11 protein-coding genes, 1 tRNA gene and 2 pseudogenes are annotated in these 15,096 nt (G+C 68.5%); 6 read left to right on the top strand and 8 right to left on the bottom strand.

Annotation, left to right across the window (positions count from 1 at the left end; translation table 11 throughout):
* Positions 1–2,185: FxSxx-COOH system tetratricopeptide repeat protein (gene fxsT / locus ACWGKT_RS14280; RefSeq protein WP_453273808.1), on the bottom strand; the 2,185-nt coding region annotated here is incomplete at its 3' end.
* 209 nt (positions 2,186–2,394) lie between these two features.
* Positions 2,395–2,871: a hypothetical protein gene (locus ACWGKT_RS14275; RefSeq protein WP_453273807.1), complete on the bottom strand. Its 477-nt coding sequence runs from the start codon at positions 2,869–2,871 to the stop codon at positions 2,395–2,397.
* Positions 2,872–3,540: 669 nt separating this feature from the next.
* On the opposite strand from ACWGKT_RS14275, the pseudogene ACWGKT_RS14270 reads away from it, so the two are divergent.
* Both ACWGKT_RS14270 and ACWGKT_RS14265 read left to right on the top strand, forming a co-directional pair.
* Positions 3,541–3,861 (top strand): annotated as a pseudogene (locus ACWGKT_RS14270) (transposase family protein); the annotation flags it as partial.
* Between the two features lie 655 nt (positions 3,862–4,516).
* Positions 4,517–6,033 (top strand): annotated as a pseudogene (locus ACWGKT_RS14265) (LacI family DNA-binding transcriptional regulator).
* A gap of 119 nt (positions 6,034–6,152) precedes the next feature.
* Here ACWGKT_RS14265 and ACWGKT_RS14260 read toward each other — a convergent pair.
* The 3 genes from ACWGKT_RS14260 to ACWGKT_RS14250 form a co-directional block, all read right to left on the bottom strand.
* Positions 6,153–6,226: transfer RNA gene (locus ACWGKT_RS14260), tRNA-Pro, on the bottom strand.
* A gap of 33 nt (positions 6,227–6,259) precedes the next feature.
* Entirely contained in the window at positions 6,260–7,051 is a 792-nt protein-coding gene (locus tag ACWGKT_RS14255) for a Pr6Pr family membrane protein (RefSeq protein ID WP_453273806.1), read from the bottom strand.
* Positions 7,052–7,158: 107 nt separating this feature from the next.
* Positions 7,159–8,085 (bottom strand): metallophosphoesterase, encoded by a 927-nt coding sequence (locus ACWGKT_RS14250; RefSeq protein WP_453273805.1) that lies wholly within the window; start codon positions 8,083–8,085, stop codon positions 7,159–7,161.
* Positions 8,086–8,179: 94 nt separating this feature from the next.
* Here ACWGKT_RS14250 and ACWGKT_RS14245 point away from each other — a divergent pair, with 94 nt between their 5' ends.
* Complete coding sequence (locus ACWGKT_RS14245; protein WP_235457873.1) at positions 8,180–8,647, top strand: GatB/YqeY domain-containing protein; 468 nt, start codon at positions 8,180–8,182, stop codon at positions 8,645–8,647.
* Positions 8,648–8,813: 166 nt separating this feature from the next.
* On the opposite strand, the gene ACWGKT_RS14240 is transcribed toward ACWGKT_RS14245, so the two are convergent.
* Entirely contained in the window at positions 8,814–11,096 is a 2,283-nt protein-coding gene (locus ACWGKT_RS14240; protein WP_453273804.1) for a transglycosylase domain-containing protein, read from the bottom strand.
* 440 nt (positions 11,097–11,536) lie between these two features.
* Between ACWGKT_RS14240 and wblA the strand changes: the two genes are divergently transcribed.
* On the top strand, positions 11,537–11,875 hold the full coding sequence (gene wblA, locus ACWGKT_RS14235; protein WP_179851885.1) for a transcriptional regulator WblA: 339 nt from the start codon (positions 11,537–11,539) through the stop codon (positions 11,873–11,875).
* 175 nt (positions 11,876–12,050) lie between these two features.
* Here the strand turns inward: wblA and ACWGKT_RS14230 are convergent, their stop codons facing one another.
* Complete coding sequence (locus tag ACWGKT_RS14230; RefSeq protein WP_453273803.1) at positions 12,051–13,403, bottom strand: ArsA family ATPase; 1,353 nt, start codon at positions 13,401–13,403, stop codon at positions 12,051–12,053.
* Positions 13,400–14,377, bottom strand: a complete 978-nt coding sequence (locus tag ACWGKT_RS14225; RefSeq protein ID WP_235457876.1) for an ArsA family ATPase — start codon at positions 14,375–14,377, stop codon at positions 13,400–13,402. Before ACWGKT_RS14225 ends, ACWGKT_RS14230 begins: the two co-directional genes overlap by 4 nt.
* 72 nt (positions 14,378–14,449) lie before the next feature.
* On the opposite strand from ACWGKT_RS14225, the gene ACWGKT_RS14220 reads away from it, so the two are divergent.
* On the top strand, positions 14,450–14,611 hold the full coding sequence (locus ACWGKT_RS14220; protein ID WP_003975360.1) for a DUF4177 domain-containing protein: 162 nt from the start codon (positions 14,450–14,452) through the stop codon (positions 14,609–14,611).
* Complete coding sequence (locus ACWGKT_RS14215) at positions 14,608–15,072, top strand: RidA family protein (RefSeq protein ID WP_235457877.1); 465 nt, start codon at positions 14,608–14,610, stop codon at positions 15,070–15,072. Before ACWGKT_RS14220 ends, ACWGKT_RS14215 begins: the two co-directional genes overlap by 4 nt.
* The last annotated feature ends 24 nt before the right edge of the window (positions 15,073–15,096 follow it).

Here is a 15,096-nt window from a genome sequence, read left to right as displayed (position 1 = left end):
TGAGGGTGTCTGGGTGGGTGTCGCCGAGGGTGTCGCGCCGGTGGGCGAGGACGGCCTCGAACTCACTGCGAGCCCGGTCCACCTCCCCCAGTTCACGCAGAACCACGGCGAGGCTCTGCCGGGTGATGAGGGTGTCTGGGTGGGTGTCGCCGAGGGTGTCGCGCCGGTGGGCGAGGACGGCCTCCAACTCACCACGAGCCCGGTCCACCTCCCCCAGTTCACGCAGAACCACGGCGAGGCCGTGCCGGGTGATGAGGGTGTCTGGGTGGGTGTCGCCGAGGGTGTCGCGCCGGTGGGCGAGGACGGCCTCGAACTCACTGCGAGCCCGGTCCACCTCCCCCAGTTCACGCAGAACCCAGGCGAGGCTCTGCCGGGTGATGAGGGTGTTCGTGTGGGTGTCGCCGAGAGTGTCCCGCCGGTGGGCCAGGATGGCCTCCAACTCACTGCGAGCCTGGTCCACCTCCCCCAGTTCACGCAGAACCACGGCGAGTTCGTGCCGGGTGGCGAGGGTGTCTGGGTGGGTGTCGCCGAGGGTGTCGCGCCGGTGGGCGAGGACGGCCTCGAACTCACTGCGAGCCCGGTCCACCTCCCCCAGTCCACGCAGAACCCAGGCGAGGGTGTGCCGGGCGGTGAGGGTGTAGGGGTGGGTGTCGCCGAGGGTGTCGCGCCGGTGGGCGAGGACGGCCTCGAACTCACTGCGAGCCCGGTCCACCTCCCCCAGTCCACGCAGAACCACGGCGAGTTCGTGCCGGGTGGTGAGGGTGTTCGTGTGCGTGTCGCCGAGGGTGTCGCGCCGGTGGGCGAGGACGGCCTCCAACTCACTGCGAGCCTGGTCCAACTCCCCCAGTTCACGCAGAACCACGGCGAGTTCGTGCCGGGTGTTGAGGGTGTTCGTGTGAGTGTCGCCGAGGGTGTCCCGCCGGTGGGCGAGGACGGCCTCCAACTCACTGCGGGCTTGGCTGTACAAACCTTTGACCCGCAAATACCGGGCTGCCAAACCGGCCGTGCCTGCGGCGTCTTTGATTGTTTGACCGGGCAGTTCAGTGGCTGTGGCGCGGTGGAAGAGGTCCAGGGCATGGGGTTGCAGGAGCCGCCAGTGATCCCAGTAGTCCGGCTCTTCAGGTATCCCTGTTTCATCCGCGAACGCTGCGTTATGTAGTGCGGTGACGGCTGTGCCGAGTGCCGCTTGGTCGAGGCTTGCATCGCGGACCAGCGGATGGACGCGCAATGTGGGCAGGGCACCGGAGCCGGCAGGTTGGAGGTCGATCAGGCCGAGGCCGGCCAGCGCCGTGAGCAGCCTCCACACGCCAGGCCCGTCGAGTTGTGCGAGTTCCCCGGCGTCGGCCAGCGTGTGGGGGGTCAGGAGCAGGGTGTACGGCAGGGGGGCGTCGGCAAAGGTGGCGATCAGCCGCAGCAGGGGCCGCGCGAGGGGCAGACGACGCCGGTCCAGCAGCTCCACGGACATGGCCCACGTCTGGGCGATGACGTTGCCTCGGTCCACGTGCTCAAGGCCACGATCCAGCGCGGCCTGATAGGAGCGGAAATCCACGGGCGTGCCCGGCTCACGGTAGGCGGCCGGCACATTGCTGGCATCAGCAAGGTAGGTGCCAGCGAGACGCAGAGCCAAAGGAAGCCCGCCCAGGCGCTGGGCCAGGCTCCAGGCATCATCCGGCGGTCCCGCCGTTTCGCCCGCATGGTCACGCAGAATCTGTGCAGCGTCCGCGACACCGTCACCGGTCAACGGGCGCACCGGATGCAGCGTGAAGGCGCTACCCCATGTTTGCGGGGTGCTGTCGCGGGTGGTGATCAGGACGCTGCCACGGCTCTCGGCGGGCAGTCGGATCCAGCCGGTGCCCTCTCTCAGTCTTCCGGGACCGTCCAGCAGTGCCGGCTCGTCCGCGTTGTCCACCACCAGCAGCCATGGCCGCTCGTACTGCGCCAGATACGACCACAGCACGTCCGCCGTGTCTCCCGCCCGCAACTGATCCTCTGGGACGCCGACCTGCCGGGCCACCGCCCGCAGGCCAGCCTCGAGAGTGGCCTCGTGCCGCGCATCGACCCACCACACCTGCTGGGCGCGAGCGAGCCGGCGGGAAACCAGCTCCAGGGCGATCGCGGTCTTTCCCGAGCCGCCCAATCCGCACAGCACGTGCACCAGCGAGCTTCCCGAAACGGACAGCGCCATCTCCACCTGTGCGAGGAGCTCATCGCGGCCCCGCACAGGACGCTGTGGATCACGCAGCCCCAACGGCGGCGCCACCGTGACCGCGACAGGCCCAGGCTCAGGCGGGGAAGCGCCGAAGTAGACGTTGTCTGCTCGAAATTCGCGCGCAGCGAGTGATCCGTTGTTCGCCTGGACGCCCGGCTGACGGGCGTCTGGTTCACCGGGTCCGGTCAGGTCTGGTCCGTACCCGGCTGCTGAGGGTTTCCCAGCCGGACCCCGTCGCGAATGTTGGCCACACCCGCCGCGAAGGAACCTCCCTCCGCCTTCACCGACAGATCACCGCCCGCAGCCAGCCCATAGGCCCCGGCCACCACGCTGCCAGCCGCCCGCGCAGCCTCCTGCACCGCAGCCACCGCCTCATCCAGTTCCCGCGCAAAGCCGGCGTCCTCTTCCGCGGCCCGGGAGACAGCAGCCTCGACACGCTGCCGGGTCAGAGCACTCGGCTCGTCTTGGCCAGCCGCCGCCTCCGCCTCCAGCCGCTCCAGCTCCGCATCATTGCCCAGCCGCCGCGCTACCACGCCATGCACACGGTCCATAGCCCCGTCGAGAGCCAGATCCACCTCGGCATCTGCCCGCCCCGCCACCCGGCGGGCCTTACGCACCGCCCACGCGAACACATAGCCGATCGCGATCTCAACACCCGTCATACCGTCCCCCTTTGCACACACCGAGTGTAGTGAGACGGTGACCAACACGACCGGCAAACTCATCACTTGGGAAGGCAGCCAGGGATCTCCTGGGCCTGCACCCTTTCTCCAAGAGCAGCCAGGACGAACAAGACGGCTAGGGGCAAGAGCCCCGCGCACAGCGAGACCCGTCCTCCAGCACAGCCCGTCCGCGAGCAAGAAGCAAAGCAACGAGCGCCCAACACGACCTCGGGCCCCAGACCTCACGCGTCTGACGCCCAGGGCGTGTTCGTCTCGGCGCTCTTGCGGGCGCGTCCATCCGATCTACGCATTACGAGTTGTCCGATCTGGGTCCGGGGATGTCCGTGGGCATCCAGGAAACTGGCGCCATGCCTGCTCAGAGCGACCTCTCGGACTCCATCGGACGCCTGCGGACGCATCTGGATCGAGGGTGGATTGAGACCACGATTGAGACCGACCTTGTCGCGCCACGGGACGCCAACGAAACGGGCCACGCCTCCCCGGCATCGCGGCCTCAGCCGTAGCGGTCGCCACTTGTCCGTTCATACGGCCCTGAGACTGAGCTTTTTCCAACCTGCCGTTGTGGTCCAGCAGTTGGCGTGACAGATGAGCGAAGCCCCTGGTAGACGGGTTCACGACCAAGATCACCCGTTCCGCCAGAGGCTTCACGTGCTTGTCTACCCGTCCGGACTGGACCTGTCCAGCTCGCACCTCCGTTTCCTCACTGCCCGCATCCGCGAACGACGTCGTGCGATCGGCAGCCGGTGGCGTCGGCTGAGCGCGGGCCGACAGGCCCTGCTCGCCCTCGCCCATCTGCGCAATGCGCACCCCTACGCCCAGCTCGCCGCCGGGTTCGGCATCGGCACGACCACGGCTTACCGCTACGTCGCCGCAGCCGTCGACCTCCTCGCAGCCCTGGCACCTACGCTCGAACAAGCCGTCCGCGAAGCGTCCAGAAAGGCGTTCGTCCTGCTCGACGGCACCCTGCTGCTCCGCAACACCGCAGGTCAACGAGGGCGAATCTGTGGCGGAAGGCCCCACCGAGAGCCGCCACATGCACGTGGAAACCGGCACACGCCCGCTGCGCATCGCAGGCTGACAGCCCCCACCCTCACGATGCCGCCGCGCCACCGCGCGGCGGCACCTATCCGCAACACAACCGCCATCCGCCACAAATTCAAGCCGCTGACCAGCAATGTTGCGGCGTGGCGGATGTTGCGGATTCCCCAGAAGGCCAGAGACGACGTGCGGTGAGGAGTCGTGAAGGTGCAGAAGGAGATCGGACTCCCAAGAGCTACTCGGCTGCCGACGTAGCGGCATCCCTCGGGTGCTCTGAGTGGTGGGTCAAAGAGCAGGCCCGACGCCGGCGCATCCCCTTCATGCGAAGCGGTGGTGGCTACCGCTTCACGAACGATCACGTAAGGGAGATCTTCCACATTCTTGAGGAACGCCCAAGCGCGGACAGTCTTTCCGAGGGCAACGCGCCTACATCCCGCCGTCGCGCTAAGACACAAGCAGGCGGACCTGTGGTGCAGCTCCGAGCGCGCCGCCCGCGGCGCACACGAAACACCACCTGACAGACCGAATGATCGCGATGGGTGGGAGTCGACAGACTCCCACCCATCGCTTTGTCGTGTGAGGAAGCATGGGGTTCGCAGAGGATCGCGGCACGTACTGGCGTGGCCGCTACAAGATCTCAACAGGCAAGTACGGCACCGTTGCTGACGAGAGTGGTGAGACCGTCCGCTTCCGCACGAAGCGCGAAGCCAAGCAAGCCGCTGATGCCGAAGAAGTGAAGGTTCGTTCGGGCGGCTGGAAGGATCCAGCGGTCGGACAAATCACCTTCGGCGAGTACGCCTCGCGTTGGTACGCGGCGCAAGATCTAGCTGCGTCCACGATGCAGAACTACCGCCGCCATCTGGAAGAGCACCTGCTCCCAGAGTTCGAGGAGCGCCCGCTCGCCTCAATCCAGCGCGTGGACGTCGATGCGTGGGAGAAGAAGGAGAAGGCGCTCTACGCCGTATCGAGCGTGAAGACATGGCGCGGCACGCTCCACCTGGTCCTCGAAGACGCGATGGACGACGAACTCATCAGCGCCAACCCCGCTACCAAACGCCGCGGTAGGGGAAAACGTGCTGGACGCTCGCGCGACCGAGAACCCGAAAAGGTCGTCACTGAACCTCTTGGCATCCTGCTGTGTGCTGAGCGCGCCTCTCTGCTCTCCGGGCGCGATGACGAGTTCGTTGCCGTCGTGACCAAGGGCTACACAGGCATGCGGTGGGGCGAAATTGTGGGACTGGAGACTGAGTTTGCTCGCAGAGGGGCCGTGCGTGTGGAGTGGCAGCTCTACGAACTCGACTCGGGGGAGTTCGAGCGCTGCCCTCCCAAAGACGACAGCTACCGCACCATCGACGCCCCGGCATGGCTCACTCGCCTGTGGGCCAGCCACGTAGCCCGTACGCAGCCGAAGCCCTGCGCCTGTCACGGCAACACGTACATGTTCCGCGGGCAGGGAGTTTCCCGCACGGGGGAGACTGGCGCGAAGGTGGTCGACGTGGCGAGACGAGCCGGCGTCTCCACCGGCACCGTCTCCAATGTTCTCAACCGGCCCGATGCCGTGGCCGAAGCCACCAGGGAGCGGGTACGGGAGGCCATCGGCGCGCTCGGTTTTACTCGCGGCGGCGGCGCCATCGACCAGGCCGAGCACTGGCGACGGAACGGGTTCGCTACGTGGCTGTTTACGCCGGCCGTCTCGGGCTGGTACCCCAAGAAGGCGCCACAGGAGGCACGGCCCGTGCCGGTCATGGCCGATCCCTGGCCCGGTGTGCCGGCGCGGGGAAGAGGCGCCCAAGCGCGAGCGGACACCTGCTGGGTGCCGATCGCGAAGGGGGGCTTACTCCACACGGGCTGCGCCACACCCACAAGACGCGCATGGAAGGATTCCGCACCCCGCCGAAGCTGATGGATGAGCGCATGGGGCACATCGACGGTTCTGTGCAGGCGCGCTACTCGCACATCACGCGCGAGATGCGGCAGGAGCTCTTGGTGAATCTCACCGTCGAGTGGGACGCCTCCCTCGATGCTCGGATCGCGATGTGTCCGACGTCGCCGGTTGCTGTGCTCAACGACCTCTTGCGGGAGCGCCTGAGAGCGCGCCGATAGGTGCTGTCTGGGGAGCGGGATTCCAAGATCTTCTCCCAGATTTCTCCCAACAGGCCCTGGAAACCACTCAGGGGCCTGACCCGCTATGCGGATCAGGCCCCTGACCTGGTGTTTCACTGTCGGGGTGGCGGGATTTGAACCCACGACCTCTTCGTCCCGAACGAAGCGCGCTGCCAAGCTGCGCTACACCCCGATGTCACTGCTTGTCGCGGCGACGACGTTTACTTTAGCCCACTGGTGCCCGGAGACGAAATCCGGTTTTGGAGCGGCGGCGGACGGGGTTCGGGCGGGCGTGGTCCAGGGCGATCAGGAGGACGGACAGGGCGTAGACGGCGAGGCCGAGGAGGAGGGCGTTGGCCAGGGTGCTGCGGTAGCCGTGCTGGTCGACGTCCAGGAAGGGATAGAGGTAGCGGCCGGGCGTGCCGGTGATGAGGAGTTCGCCCCGGATGAGCGTGAAGGCCAGGTAGGCCATGGGGTAGAGGAGCCACGCGCTGGCCTGGCGCAGGTGCAGTCGGCCGGGGGCGGTCAGCAGGAGCCAGTCGAGGACCGCCGCGGCCGGTGCCGCCTTGTGGAGGAGTTGCGCGGCGATCCACTCGCCGTGCCACCGCTCCGGCGGCGTGGTCGCTCCCGTCATGGAGAACGGGGGCGTCGTGTGGGCCAGGAGCAGGTGGTAGGCCAGGGCCGCGGTCACGGCGTAGAGGAGGATCGCCCCCGTCAGGGCCGGTGCGACCGGGCGGCGCGCCGCCCAGGCCCGGTGGGCCGAGACGAGCATGACCAGGGCCAGCAGGATGTTGGCCTGGACGCTGAAGTGGCTCAGGGCGCGGGTCGGGCCGCCGAGGAGGAACTCCAGGGTGACGCCCGCGGCCGCCGTCAGGGCCGTCAGGAGGCGGAACGTCGCTGCCAGGGGTCGGCTGAAGGGGGGTACCACCGCCGCGGCCGGCACGGGCGAGGGCACCAACGCGGGCGTGCTGGGGACCGCGGGGAGGTCCGGGATGTCCCTGGGTATCGGGGCGGTCATGCCCTCACGCTAAGCAAGCGCGACAAAAGGGGCGATTCGGGCGGGCTGGGTGAGTTACCCGCCGCCCCCGTTTCCTCCGCTTCCCCAGCCGCCCGATCGAAGGGGGCTTACTCCTTGCCCACCAGCGTCAGCAGCGTCGCCTCCGGCGGGCACGCGAACCGTACCGGCGTGTAGCGGCTCGTGCCGCAGCCCGCCGACACGTGCAGGTACGAGGTCCGGCCCTGCGCCGTGTGCGTGGACAGGCCCTTCACGCGGTCCGTGTCCAGGTCGCAGTTGGTGACCAGGGCGCCGTAGAAGGGGATGCACAGCTGGCCGCCGTGGGTGTGGCCGGCCAGGACCAAGGGGTAGCCGTCCGCCGCGTAGGAGTCCAGGACGCGCAGGTACGGGGCGTGCACCACACCCATCGAGAAGTCGTACGTGCTCGACGGGCCGCCGGCCACCTCCGCGTAGCGGTCGCGCTTGATGTGCGGGTCGTCCAGGCCGGTCAGCTCCACCGAGACTCCCTCGACCTTCAGCACACCGCGGGTGTTCGTGAGGTTCAGCCAGCCCGCCGCGTCGAAGCTGTCGCGGAGGTCTTCCCAGGGGTTGTGGACCGCGCCGACGACCGGCGGGTTGCCGTTCAGACCGTGGCGGCCGCTGGTCTTCTCCAGCAAGTAGCGGGCGGGGTTGCGGGGTGTGGGGCCGTAGTAGTCGTTGGAGCCGAAGACGTACGCGCCCGGGAACTCCATCAGGGGGCCGAGCGCGTCCAGGACCTCCGGCACGCCCTCCGGGTCGGAGAGGTTGTCGCCCGTGTTGATCACGAAGTCGGGGCGCAGACCCGCCAGCGAGCGCAGCCAGCGCTGCTTCTTGCGCTGCCCGCTCACCATGTGGATGTCGGAGACCTGCAGGATGCGCAGCGGGCGCATGCCCGCGGGGAGGACCGGAATCGTCACCCGGCGGAGGCGGAAGGAGCGGGCCTCGAACCCCGCCGCGTACACCAGACCGGCGGCGCCGGCGGCCATGATCCCAAGAGGTACTCCGTATCGTGCGCGCATACGACCATCGTGTCAGACCCCGTCGGTACGCCGTGCTCGGGCAGCCCATAAATCAGCGGGCGTCCGGGCTCCCACACCTGCGACAATCGTGCGCATGACCACCACGCTCAAGTCGAAGCTGCACGACGACCTCAACGCCGCGATCAAGGAGCGCGACGAGCTCCGCTCCTCGACGCTCCGGCTGACGCTTGCCGCGATCACCAAGGAGGAGGTCGCGGGCAAGGAGAAGCGGGAGCTCTCCGACGACGAGGTCCTCAAGGTGATCACCAAGGAGGCCAAGAAGCGCCGCGAGGCGGCCGACGCCTTCGCCCAGGGTGGTCGTCCGCAGCAGGCCGAGCGGGAGACCGCGGAGGGCGAGATCCTCGCCGCGTACCTGCCCAAGCAGCTGTCCGACGAGGAGCTGGAGCGGATCGTCGGCCAGGCTGTCGAGGAGGCGAAGGCCGCGGGGGCCGAGGGGCCGCGGGCCATGGGCGCCGTCATGAAGATCGTGAACCCGAAGGTGGCCGGTCAGGCCGAGGGCGGCCGCGTCGCCGCCGCGGTGAAGAAGCTGCTCCAGGGCTGACCGACTCGGCCCGGCGTGAGGCCGACGGCTACTGGCGGGTGAACACTCACCGGCTGGTCGACGCCCACTGAAACTCCGACGGCCCCCTTCCCCTCGTACGGCTCGTGCCGTGCACGCGAGGAGAAAGGGGCCGTCGCTTGTCCGTCAACCCTGGTGGCGGTCGGGCTCAGCCCCTGCCGCCGCGCCCGTGGCCGTTGGTGCCGCCGTTGGTCTGGCCCTGGACGAAGCCGCCGGGGAAGGACGGCGTCGGGAAGGTGCCGCCGTTCTGGCCGCCGTCCAGTCCACCGATGATCCCGCCGATGGCTCCGCGGTTGTCCCCGTTGCCACCGTTGCCGTTGCCGTTGTGGCCGCCGTCGCCCTGGTCGTCGTGACCCTTGTCGCCGTCGGGGATGTCGACGAGGTTGAAGGAGCCGGCCGGCTTGCCCTGGAGCGCGCCGCTCATGGCGTCCTTCCAGATCGGGCCCGGAACCTGACCACCGTAGACGAGGGGGTGGTAGACGCCGCCGATGGAGATGTTGACCATCTTCACGTTCTGCCGGGCGCTGCCGACCCAGACCGCACCGGCCATGTTGGGCGTGTAGCCGACGAACCAGGCGTTCTTGCGCTCGTCCGTCGTACCCGTCTTACCGGCGCTCTCGCGGTCGGTGAGACCGGCCTGCTGACCCGTACCGGAGTCGACCACACCGCGCAGCAGCGTGTTGACCGTGTCGGCGGTCTGCTCGGTCATCGCGCGCGAGCAGGTCGACTTCGGGACCTGCATCGACTTCCGCTCGTTGCCGATCTTCTGGGTGATCGACTCTATGGCGATCGGCGTGCAGTACATGCCCCGGGAGGCGAAGGTGGCGTACGCGTTGGCCATGGTCAGCGGGGAGATGCCCTTGGAGCCGAGCGCGATGGCCGGCACCTGGGGGAGCTTCTCGCCGTCGCCCTGCACCACGTGCATCGCGTCGGTCATCTTGACCACCGGGCACAGGCCGATGGAGGAGATGAGCTGCACGAAGTAGGTGTTGACCGACTTGGCCATCGCCTCCTTCATGGCGTACGGGCCCTTCTCGGACTCGCTCTCGTTCTCGACCTTCGCGTTCTCGTTGTTGACCCACTGCTTGCCGTCGCAGGCCTGCACCGGGCTCGGGTACAGCATCTGGTACGGCGAGGAGAACTCCTGTGTCGCCGGGCGGCCGTTCTCGATGGCGGCCGCGGCCACGAACGGCTTGAACGTCGAACCGGTCGGGAAGCCGAAGTTGGAGCCGCCCATGTCCCGGTCGACCGAGTAGTTGTACTCGGTCTCGTTCTTGCCGTAGCCGTACGGCTTCGACTGGCCCATCGCCAGGATCTTGCCGGTGCCGGGCTCGACCAGGGTGGCGGCCGCGGCGACCTTGTCGGACTTGTTGACGTGCTCCTTGAGCGACGCCTGGACCGAGTCCTGGGCCTGCGGGTCGAGGGTCGTACGGATCGTGAGGCCGCCGCGGTTCCAGACCTTGGCGCGGTCCTCGCGGGTCTTGCCGAAGACCGGGTCGCTGAGGAAGACGTGCTCGACGTACTTGCAGTAGAAACTGGCGCCTTTACTGGCCGTGATGCAGCCGTTCTTCGGCTGGCGGACGTGCAGCCGGATCGGCTCCTCCTTGGCCTTGTCGGCCTCCGCCTGGGAGATGTCGCCGACCTCGGCCATGCGCTGGAGCACGATGTTGCGGCGCTTGGTGGCCTCGGCCTCGTCGTTCACCGGGTCGTAGCGGCTCGGGGACTGGACGATGCCGGCCAGGAGCGCGGCCTCGGGGAGGCTGAGGTCCTTGGCGTGCTTGGAGAAGTAGCGCTGGGCGGCCGCCTCGACGCCGTAGGCCTGCTCGCCGAAGAAGGTGATGTTGAGGTAGTTCTCCAGGATCTTCTTCTTGCCGAGCTTGTCCTCGATCTGGATCGCGTACTTCAGCTCGCGGATCTTGCGGCCAAGCGTCTGCTGGGTGGCCTGCGCGACCTTGGTCGGGTCGTCGCCGGCCTCCTCGATGAAGTAGTTCTTCACCAGCTGCTGGGTGAGCGTGGAGGCGCCCTGGGAGACCCCGCCGCTCTGTGCGTTCTTGTTCACGGCGCGCAGGACGCCCTTCAGGTCGATCGCGCCGTGCTGGTAGAAGCGGGAGTCCTCGATCGCGACGATCGCCTTCTGCATGTACGGCGAGATGTCCTTGAGGTCCACCACCGTGCGGTCACGGGAGTACACGGAGGCGATCTTGTTGCCCGCGCCGTCCAGGATCGTGGTGCGCTGACTGAGCTGAGGGCTCTTGAGGTTGGCCGGGATCTCGTCGAATCCCTGGACCGACCCCTTGGCCGCGAGCCCGAGCGCACCGGCAGCGGGCAGCGCGATGCCGGCCATCACGGCTCCCGCGAGGACACTGACACCGAGGAACTTGGCGGCCTGCTGCGTTGGCGACAGACCACCACCCGAGCGCTTCTTTGGCATAGGGGCAGCCTACGTTCTCATTCGCCGGACACGCGTGAAGGCCTTGGCCTAAGCTGCTCTCAACTGTCACAGCAGTGTGGCCACGTATCAATACGTCCGGCGACCCCGAATCGTTCCGGAACCACTCGACTTTTTTCGGCGGGCTCCCCCGCCGGGCATGTCGGGGTGTGTTGGAAGCGTGTCCGACTCCGCCTCGTGTGTCACCCGGCGTCCGTTGTGGCGCATCACAGGTGTCCCGGTTTGCCGGGATGATCACGCATGTCGCCAGCTCACTCCCGCGGGTGATCTGCCGCTTACCCATAGTCCGTTCGGGCCATTCAAGATTGGGCCCGAAGGGGGTGTTGCGCTGTGCCCACCTTCCGTAACGTCCTCAACTGGCGGCGGTGAATATGCCGCTGCCGCCGTGGGGGAGCCTCGATTCGGGAGAGGACGGCGCCGGTATGGGCTGGGTTACCGACTGGAGTGCGCAGGCCGCCTGCCGCACTACCGATCCGGATGAACTGTTCGTGCAGGGAGCAGCGCAGAACAGGGCCAAGGCGGTGTGCACCGGATGTCCGGTACGCACCGAATGTCTGGCTGATGCGCTGGACAATCGCGTCGAATTCGGCGTATGGGGAGGCATGACGGAGCGCGAGCGCCGCGCACTGCTGCGCAGGCGGCCCACCGTGACGTCCTGGCGCAGGCTGCTGGAGACCGCGCGCCTGGAGTACGAGCGGGGGGTCGGGATCGTGCCCCTGGACAGCGACGAGGTGTACGAGAACTACGCAGCGGTGAGCTGAGGGCGCTGCCCTCGGGCACACCTGGGCATTCAAGGACCTTTCGGGTACATCTTCCGGACACGTCGTCCGGGCATACATTTCCGGCATACGCCGACAGCAGCCCCGTTGTCAGGGCCCGCTGTATACGGGCCCACGGCGACGCCCGGCCACTCAGGCGGCCCGGCCGTGCAGACGGCTAGGGCAGCTCCGGTCGGCCGGCCGCGAGCCGTTCCCCGATGTCCCGCAGTCCAACGAGGTCGTGCACATCGCCGGGCAGCGCGGCCACTTCCACCACCGCCACCTCGGGGTGGCGCGCGGTGAAGCGGTCACGCGTGCGCTGCTCTCGGGAGAGCAGTTGCATACGCTCGGCGTGCAACCTCAGCAGGCCTGCGGTGAGCTGATCGACGGGTCGCTCCTCGTCGGCGCGCGCGGTGTCGCCCGTGCGCTCCTTCTCCGTGGCGGCGGGGGAGCCTTCGTCAGGAGTTGGTGTTTCGGAAGCGCGAGATTCTGAACTGCCGTACGTGTCGGGAGAGTTACGAAGACCAGCTTTCCCGCCCCCCTGATCCACAATGCGGGGCTCTTCAAGATTTTCCGCGGCGGCGAGCGCCCGCTCGGCCGACAGTCGGCCGGCGCCGCTGCCGTGGACCCGGTTGAGCACCAGACCCACGAGCGGCATGTCCTCGTCGGCCAGCCGCTCCACGAAGTACGCGGCCTCGCGCAGCGCGTCCCGCTCCGGGGCCGCCACCACCAGGAACGCGGTGCCGGGCGCCTGCAGCAGTTTGTACGTCGCGTCCGCGCGCGTACGGAACCCGCCGAAGGTGGTGTCCATCGCGGCCACGAACGTCTGGACGTCCTTCAGCAGCTGACCGCCCAGCAGCTTGCCGAGCGTGCCGGTCATCATCGCCATGCCGACGTTGAGGAAGGCCATCCCGGCGCGGCCGCCCAGCTTCGCCGGGGCCGTCAGCAGCCGGATCAGACGGCCGTCCAGGAAGGAGCCGAGCCGCTTGGGCGCGTCCAGGAAGTCCAGGGCCGAGCGGGACGGCGGCGTGTCGACGACGATCAGGTCCCACTCGTCCTTCGCCCGCAGCTGGCCCAGCTTCTCCATCGCCATGTACTCCTGCGTGCCCGCGAAGCCCGCCGAGAGTGACTGGTAGAAGGGGTTGGCCAGGATCACGGCGGCCCGCTCGGGGTCCGCGTGCGCCTCGACGACCTCGTCGAAGGTGCGCTTCATGTCGAGCATCATGGCGTGCAGCTCGCCGCCGCCGTCGGTGCCCTTCACCCGGCGCGGCACGTTGTCCAGCGAGTCGATGCCCATCGACTGGGCGAGCCGCCGGGCCGGGTCGATGGTGAGGACGACCACCTTGCGGCCGCGCTCGGCGGCCCGCAGCCCCAGCGCCGCCGCGGTCGTGGTCTTCCCGACCCCGCCCGAGCCGCAGCACACCACGATCCGGGTCTTCGGGTCGTCGATCAGCGCGTCGACGTCGAGCACGCGCGCGGGGGAGAGGCGGTGACGGGCGGGCTCCTGCGCCTTGGCCGGTTCCGGACTCATGACATCCCCTGCTTCCGCAGCTCGGTGGCGAGTTCGTACAGGCCCGCGAGGTCCATGCCCTCGGCGAACAGCGGCAGTTCGTGCAGCGGCAGGTCCAGCTCGCCCAGCACGGCCCGCTGCTCGTGCTCCAGCGCGTACCGCTCGGCGTATTCGCCGGCCTGCGCCAGCAGCGGGTCCACCAGCTGTTCGGCCTTCCCGCCGCGCCGCGCCCCGCCCAGTCCGGCGGCCGACAGCGACTGCGCCACGGCGGTGCGCGGCACCGTCCGTACGAGTTCCAGATCGGCCGCGTCCAACACCTCCGGGCGCACCATGTTCACGACGACCCGGCCCACCGGCAGCCGCGCCGCGCGCAGTTCGGCGATCCCGTCCGCGGTCTCCTGGACCGGCATCTCCTCCAGCAGCGTCACCAGGTGAACGGCGGTCTCGGGGGACTTCAGCACCCGCATCACGGCCTGCGCCTGATTGTGTATCGGGCCGATCTTCGCCAGCCCGGCCACCTCGTCGTTGACGTTGAGGAAGCGGGTGATGCGCCCGGTGGGCGGCGCGTCCATGACGACGTAGTCGTAGGCGAACCGCCCGCTTCTGTCCTTGCGCCGCACCGCCTCGCACGCCTTGCCCGTCAGGAGCACGTCCCTGAGGCCCGGCGCGATGGTGGTGGCGAAGTCGATGGCGCCGAGCTTCTTCAGCGCCCGGCCCGCGCCGCCCAGCTTGTAGAACATCTGGAGATAGTCCAGAAGGGCCAGTTCGGGATCGATGGCGAGCGCGTACACCTCGCCGCCGCCGGGGGCGACGGCGATTTTGCGCTCCTCGTAGGGCAACGCCTCCGTTTCGAAGAGCTGTGCGATGCCCTGCCGACCCTCGACCTCCACGAGAAGCGTCCGCTTCCCCTCGGTCGCGAGAGCCAGCGCGAGGGCTGCGGCGACCGTCGTCTTTCCGGTCCCGCCCTTGCCGCTGACGACCTGGAGCCTGCTCACGTCTTCGAGACTAACCAGTCCGTCGGCGGCCTACGCAGGAGGCTGTGGATAACAGCGGCTACAGTCGGCCACATGACCAAGTGGGAATACGCAACCGTGCCGCTGCTCGTCCATGCCACGAAGCAGATTCTGGACACCTGGGGCGAGGACGGCTGGGAGCTCGTCCAGGTCGTGCCCGGACCGAACAACCCCGAGCAGCTCGTGGCCTACCTGAAGCGGGAGAAGCAGGCGTGAGCGCCGTCGAGGCCAAGCTGGCCGAACTCGGTCTCTCCCTGCCGGCGGTCGTCCCGCCGCTCGCCGCGTACCAGCCGGCCGTGCAGTCCGGCGTGTACGTGTACACCAGCGGCCAGCTGCCGATGGTGGACGGCAAGCTCCCGGTCACCGGCAAGGTGGGCGCGGAGGTCACCGCGGAGGAGGCCAAGGACCTGGCCCGCACCTGCGCGCTGAACGCGCTGGCCGCCGTCAAGTCCGTCGCCGGCGACCTGGACCGCATCGCGCGCGTGGTGAAGGTGGTCGGCTTCGTCGCCTCCGCCGCCGACTTCACCGGTCAGCCCGGTGTCATCAACGGCGCCAGCGAACTGCTCGGCGAGGTCCTCGGCGACAAGGGCGTGCACGCCCGCAGCGCGGTGGGTGTCGCGGTGCTCCCGCTGGACGCGCCGGTCGAGGTCGAGGTCCAGGTGGAGCTGCTGCCGTAGGCCCTGGCCCCGGCCTGCTCTCGA

Source organism: Streptomyces sp. NPDC054794, from assembly GCF_053611585.1.
This window is presented reverse-complemented; position numbering and strand designations above follow the sequence as displayed.

What these genes read in the sequence shown, in the direction of transcription:
- ACWGKT_RS14245 (WP_235457873.1), top strand. Translation starts at nt 8,180, where the DNA reads ATGACCACCACGCTCAAGTCGAAGCTGCACGACGACCTCAACGCCGCG.
- ACWGKT_RS14240 (WP_453273804.1), bottom strand. Translation starts at nt 11,096, where the DNA reads ATGCCAAAGAAGCGCTCGGGTGGTGGTCTGTCGCCAACGCAGCAGGCC.
- ACWGKT_RS14255 (WP_453273806.1), bottom strand. Translation starts at nt 7,051, where the DNA reads ATGACCGCCCCGATACCCAGGGACATCCCGGACCTCCCCGCGGTCCCC.
- ACWGKT_RS14250 (WP_453273805.1), bottom strand. Translation starts at nt 8,085, where the DNA reads ATGCGCGCACGATACGGAGTACCTCTTGGGATCATGGCCGCCGGCGCC.
- ACWGKT_RS14230 (WP_453273803.1), bottom strand. Translation starts at nt 13,403, where the DNA reads ATGAGTCCGGAACCGGCCAAGGCGCAGGAGCCCGCCCGTCACCGCCTC.
- ACWGKT_RS14220 (WP_003975360.1), top strand. Translation starts at nt 14,450, where the DNA reads ATGACCAAGTGGGAATACGCAACCGTGCCGCTGCTCGTCCATGCCACG.
- wblA (WP_179851885.1), top strand. Translation starts at nt 11,537, where the DNA reads ATGGGCTGGGTTACCGACTGGAGTGCGCAGGCCGCCTGCCGCACTACC.
- ACWGKT_RS14275 (WP_453273807.1), bottom strand. Translation starts at nt 2,871, where the DNA reads ATGACGGGTGTTGAGATCGCGATCGGCTATGTGTTCGCGTGGGCGGTG.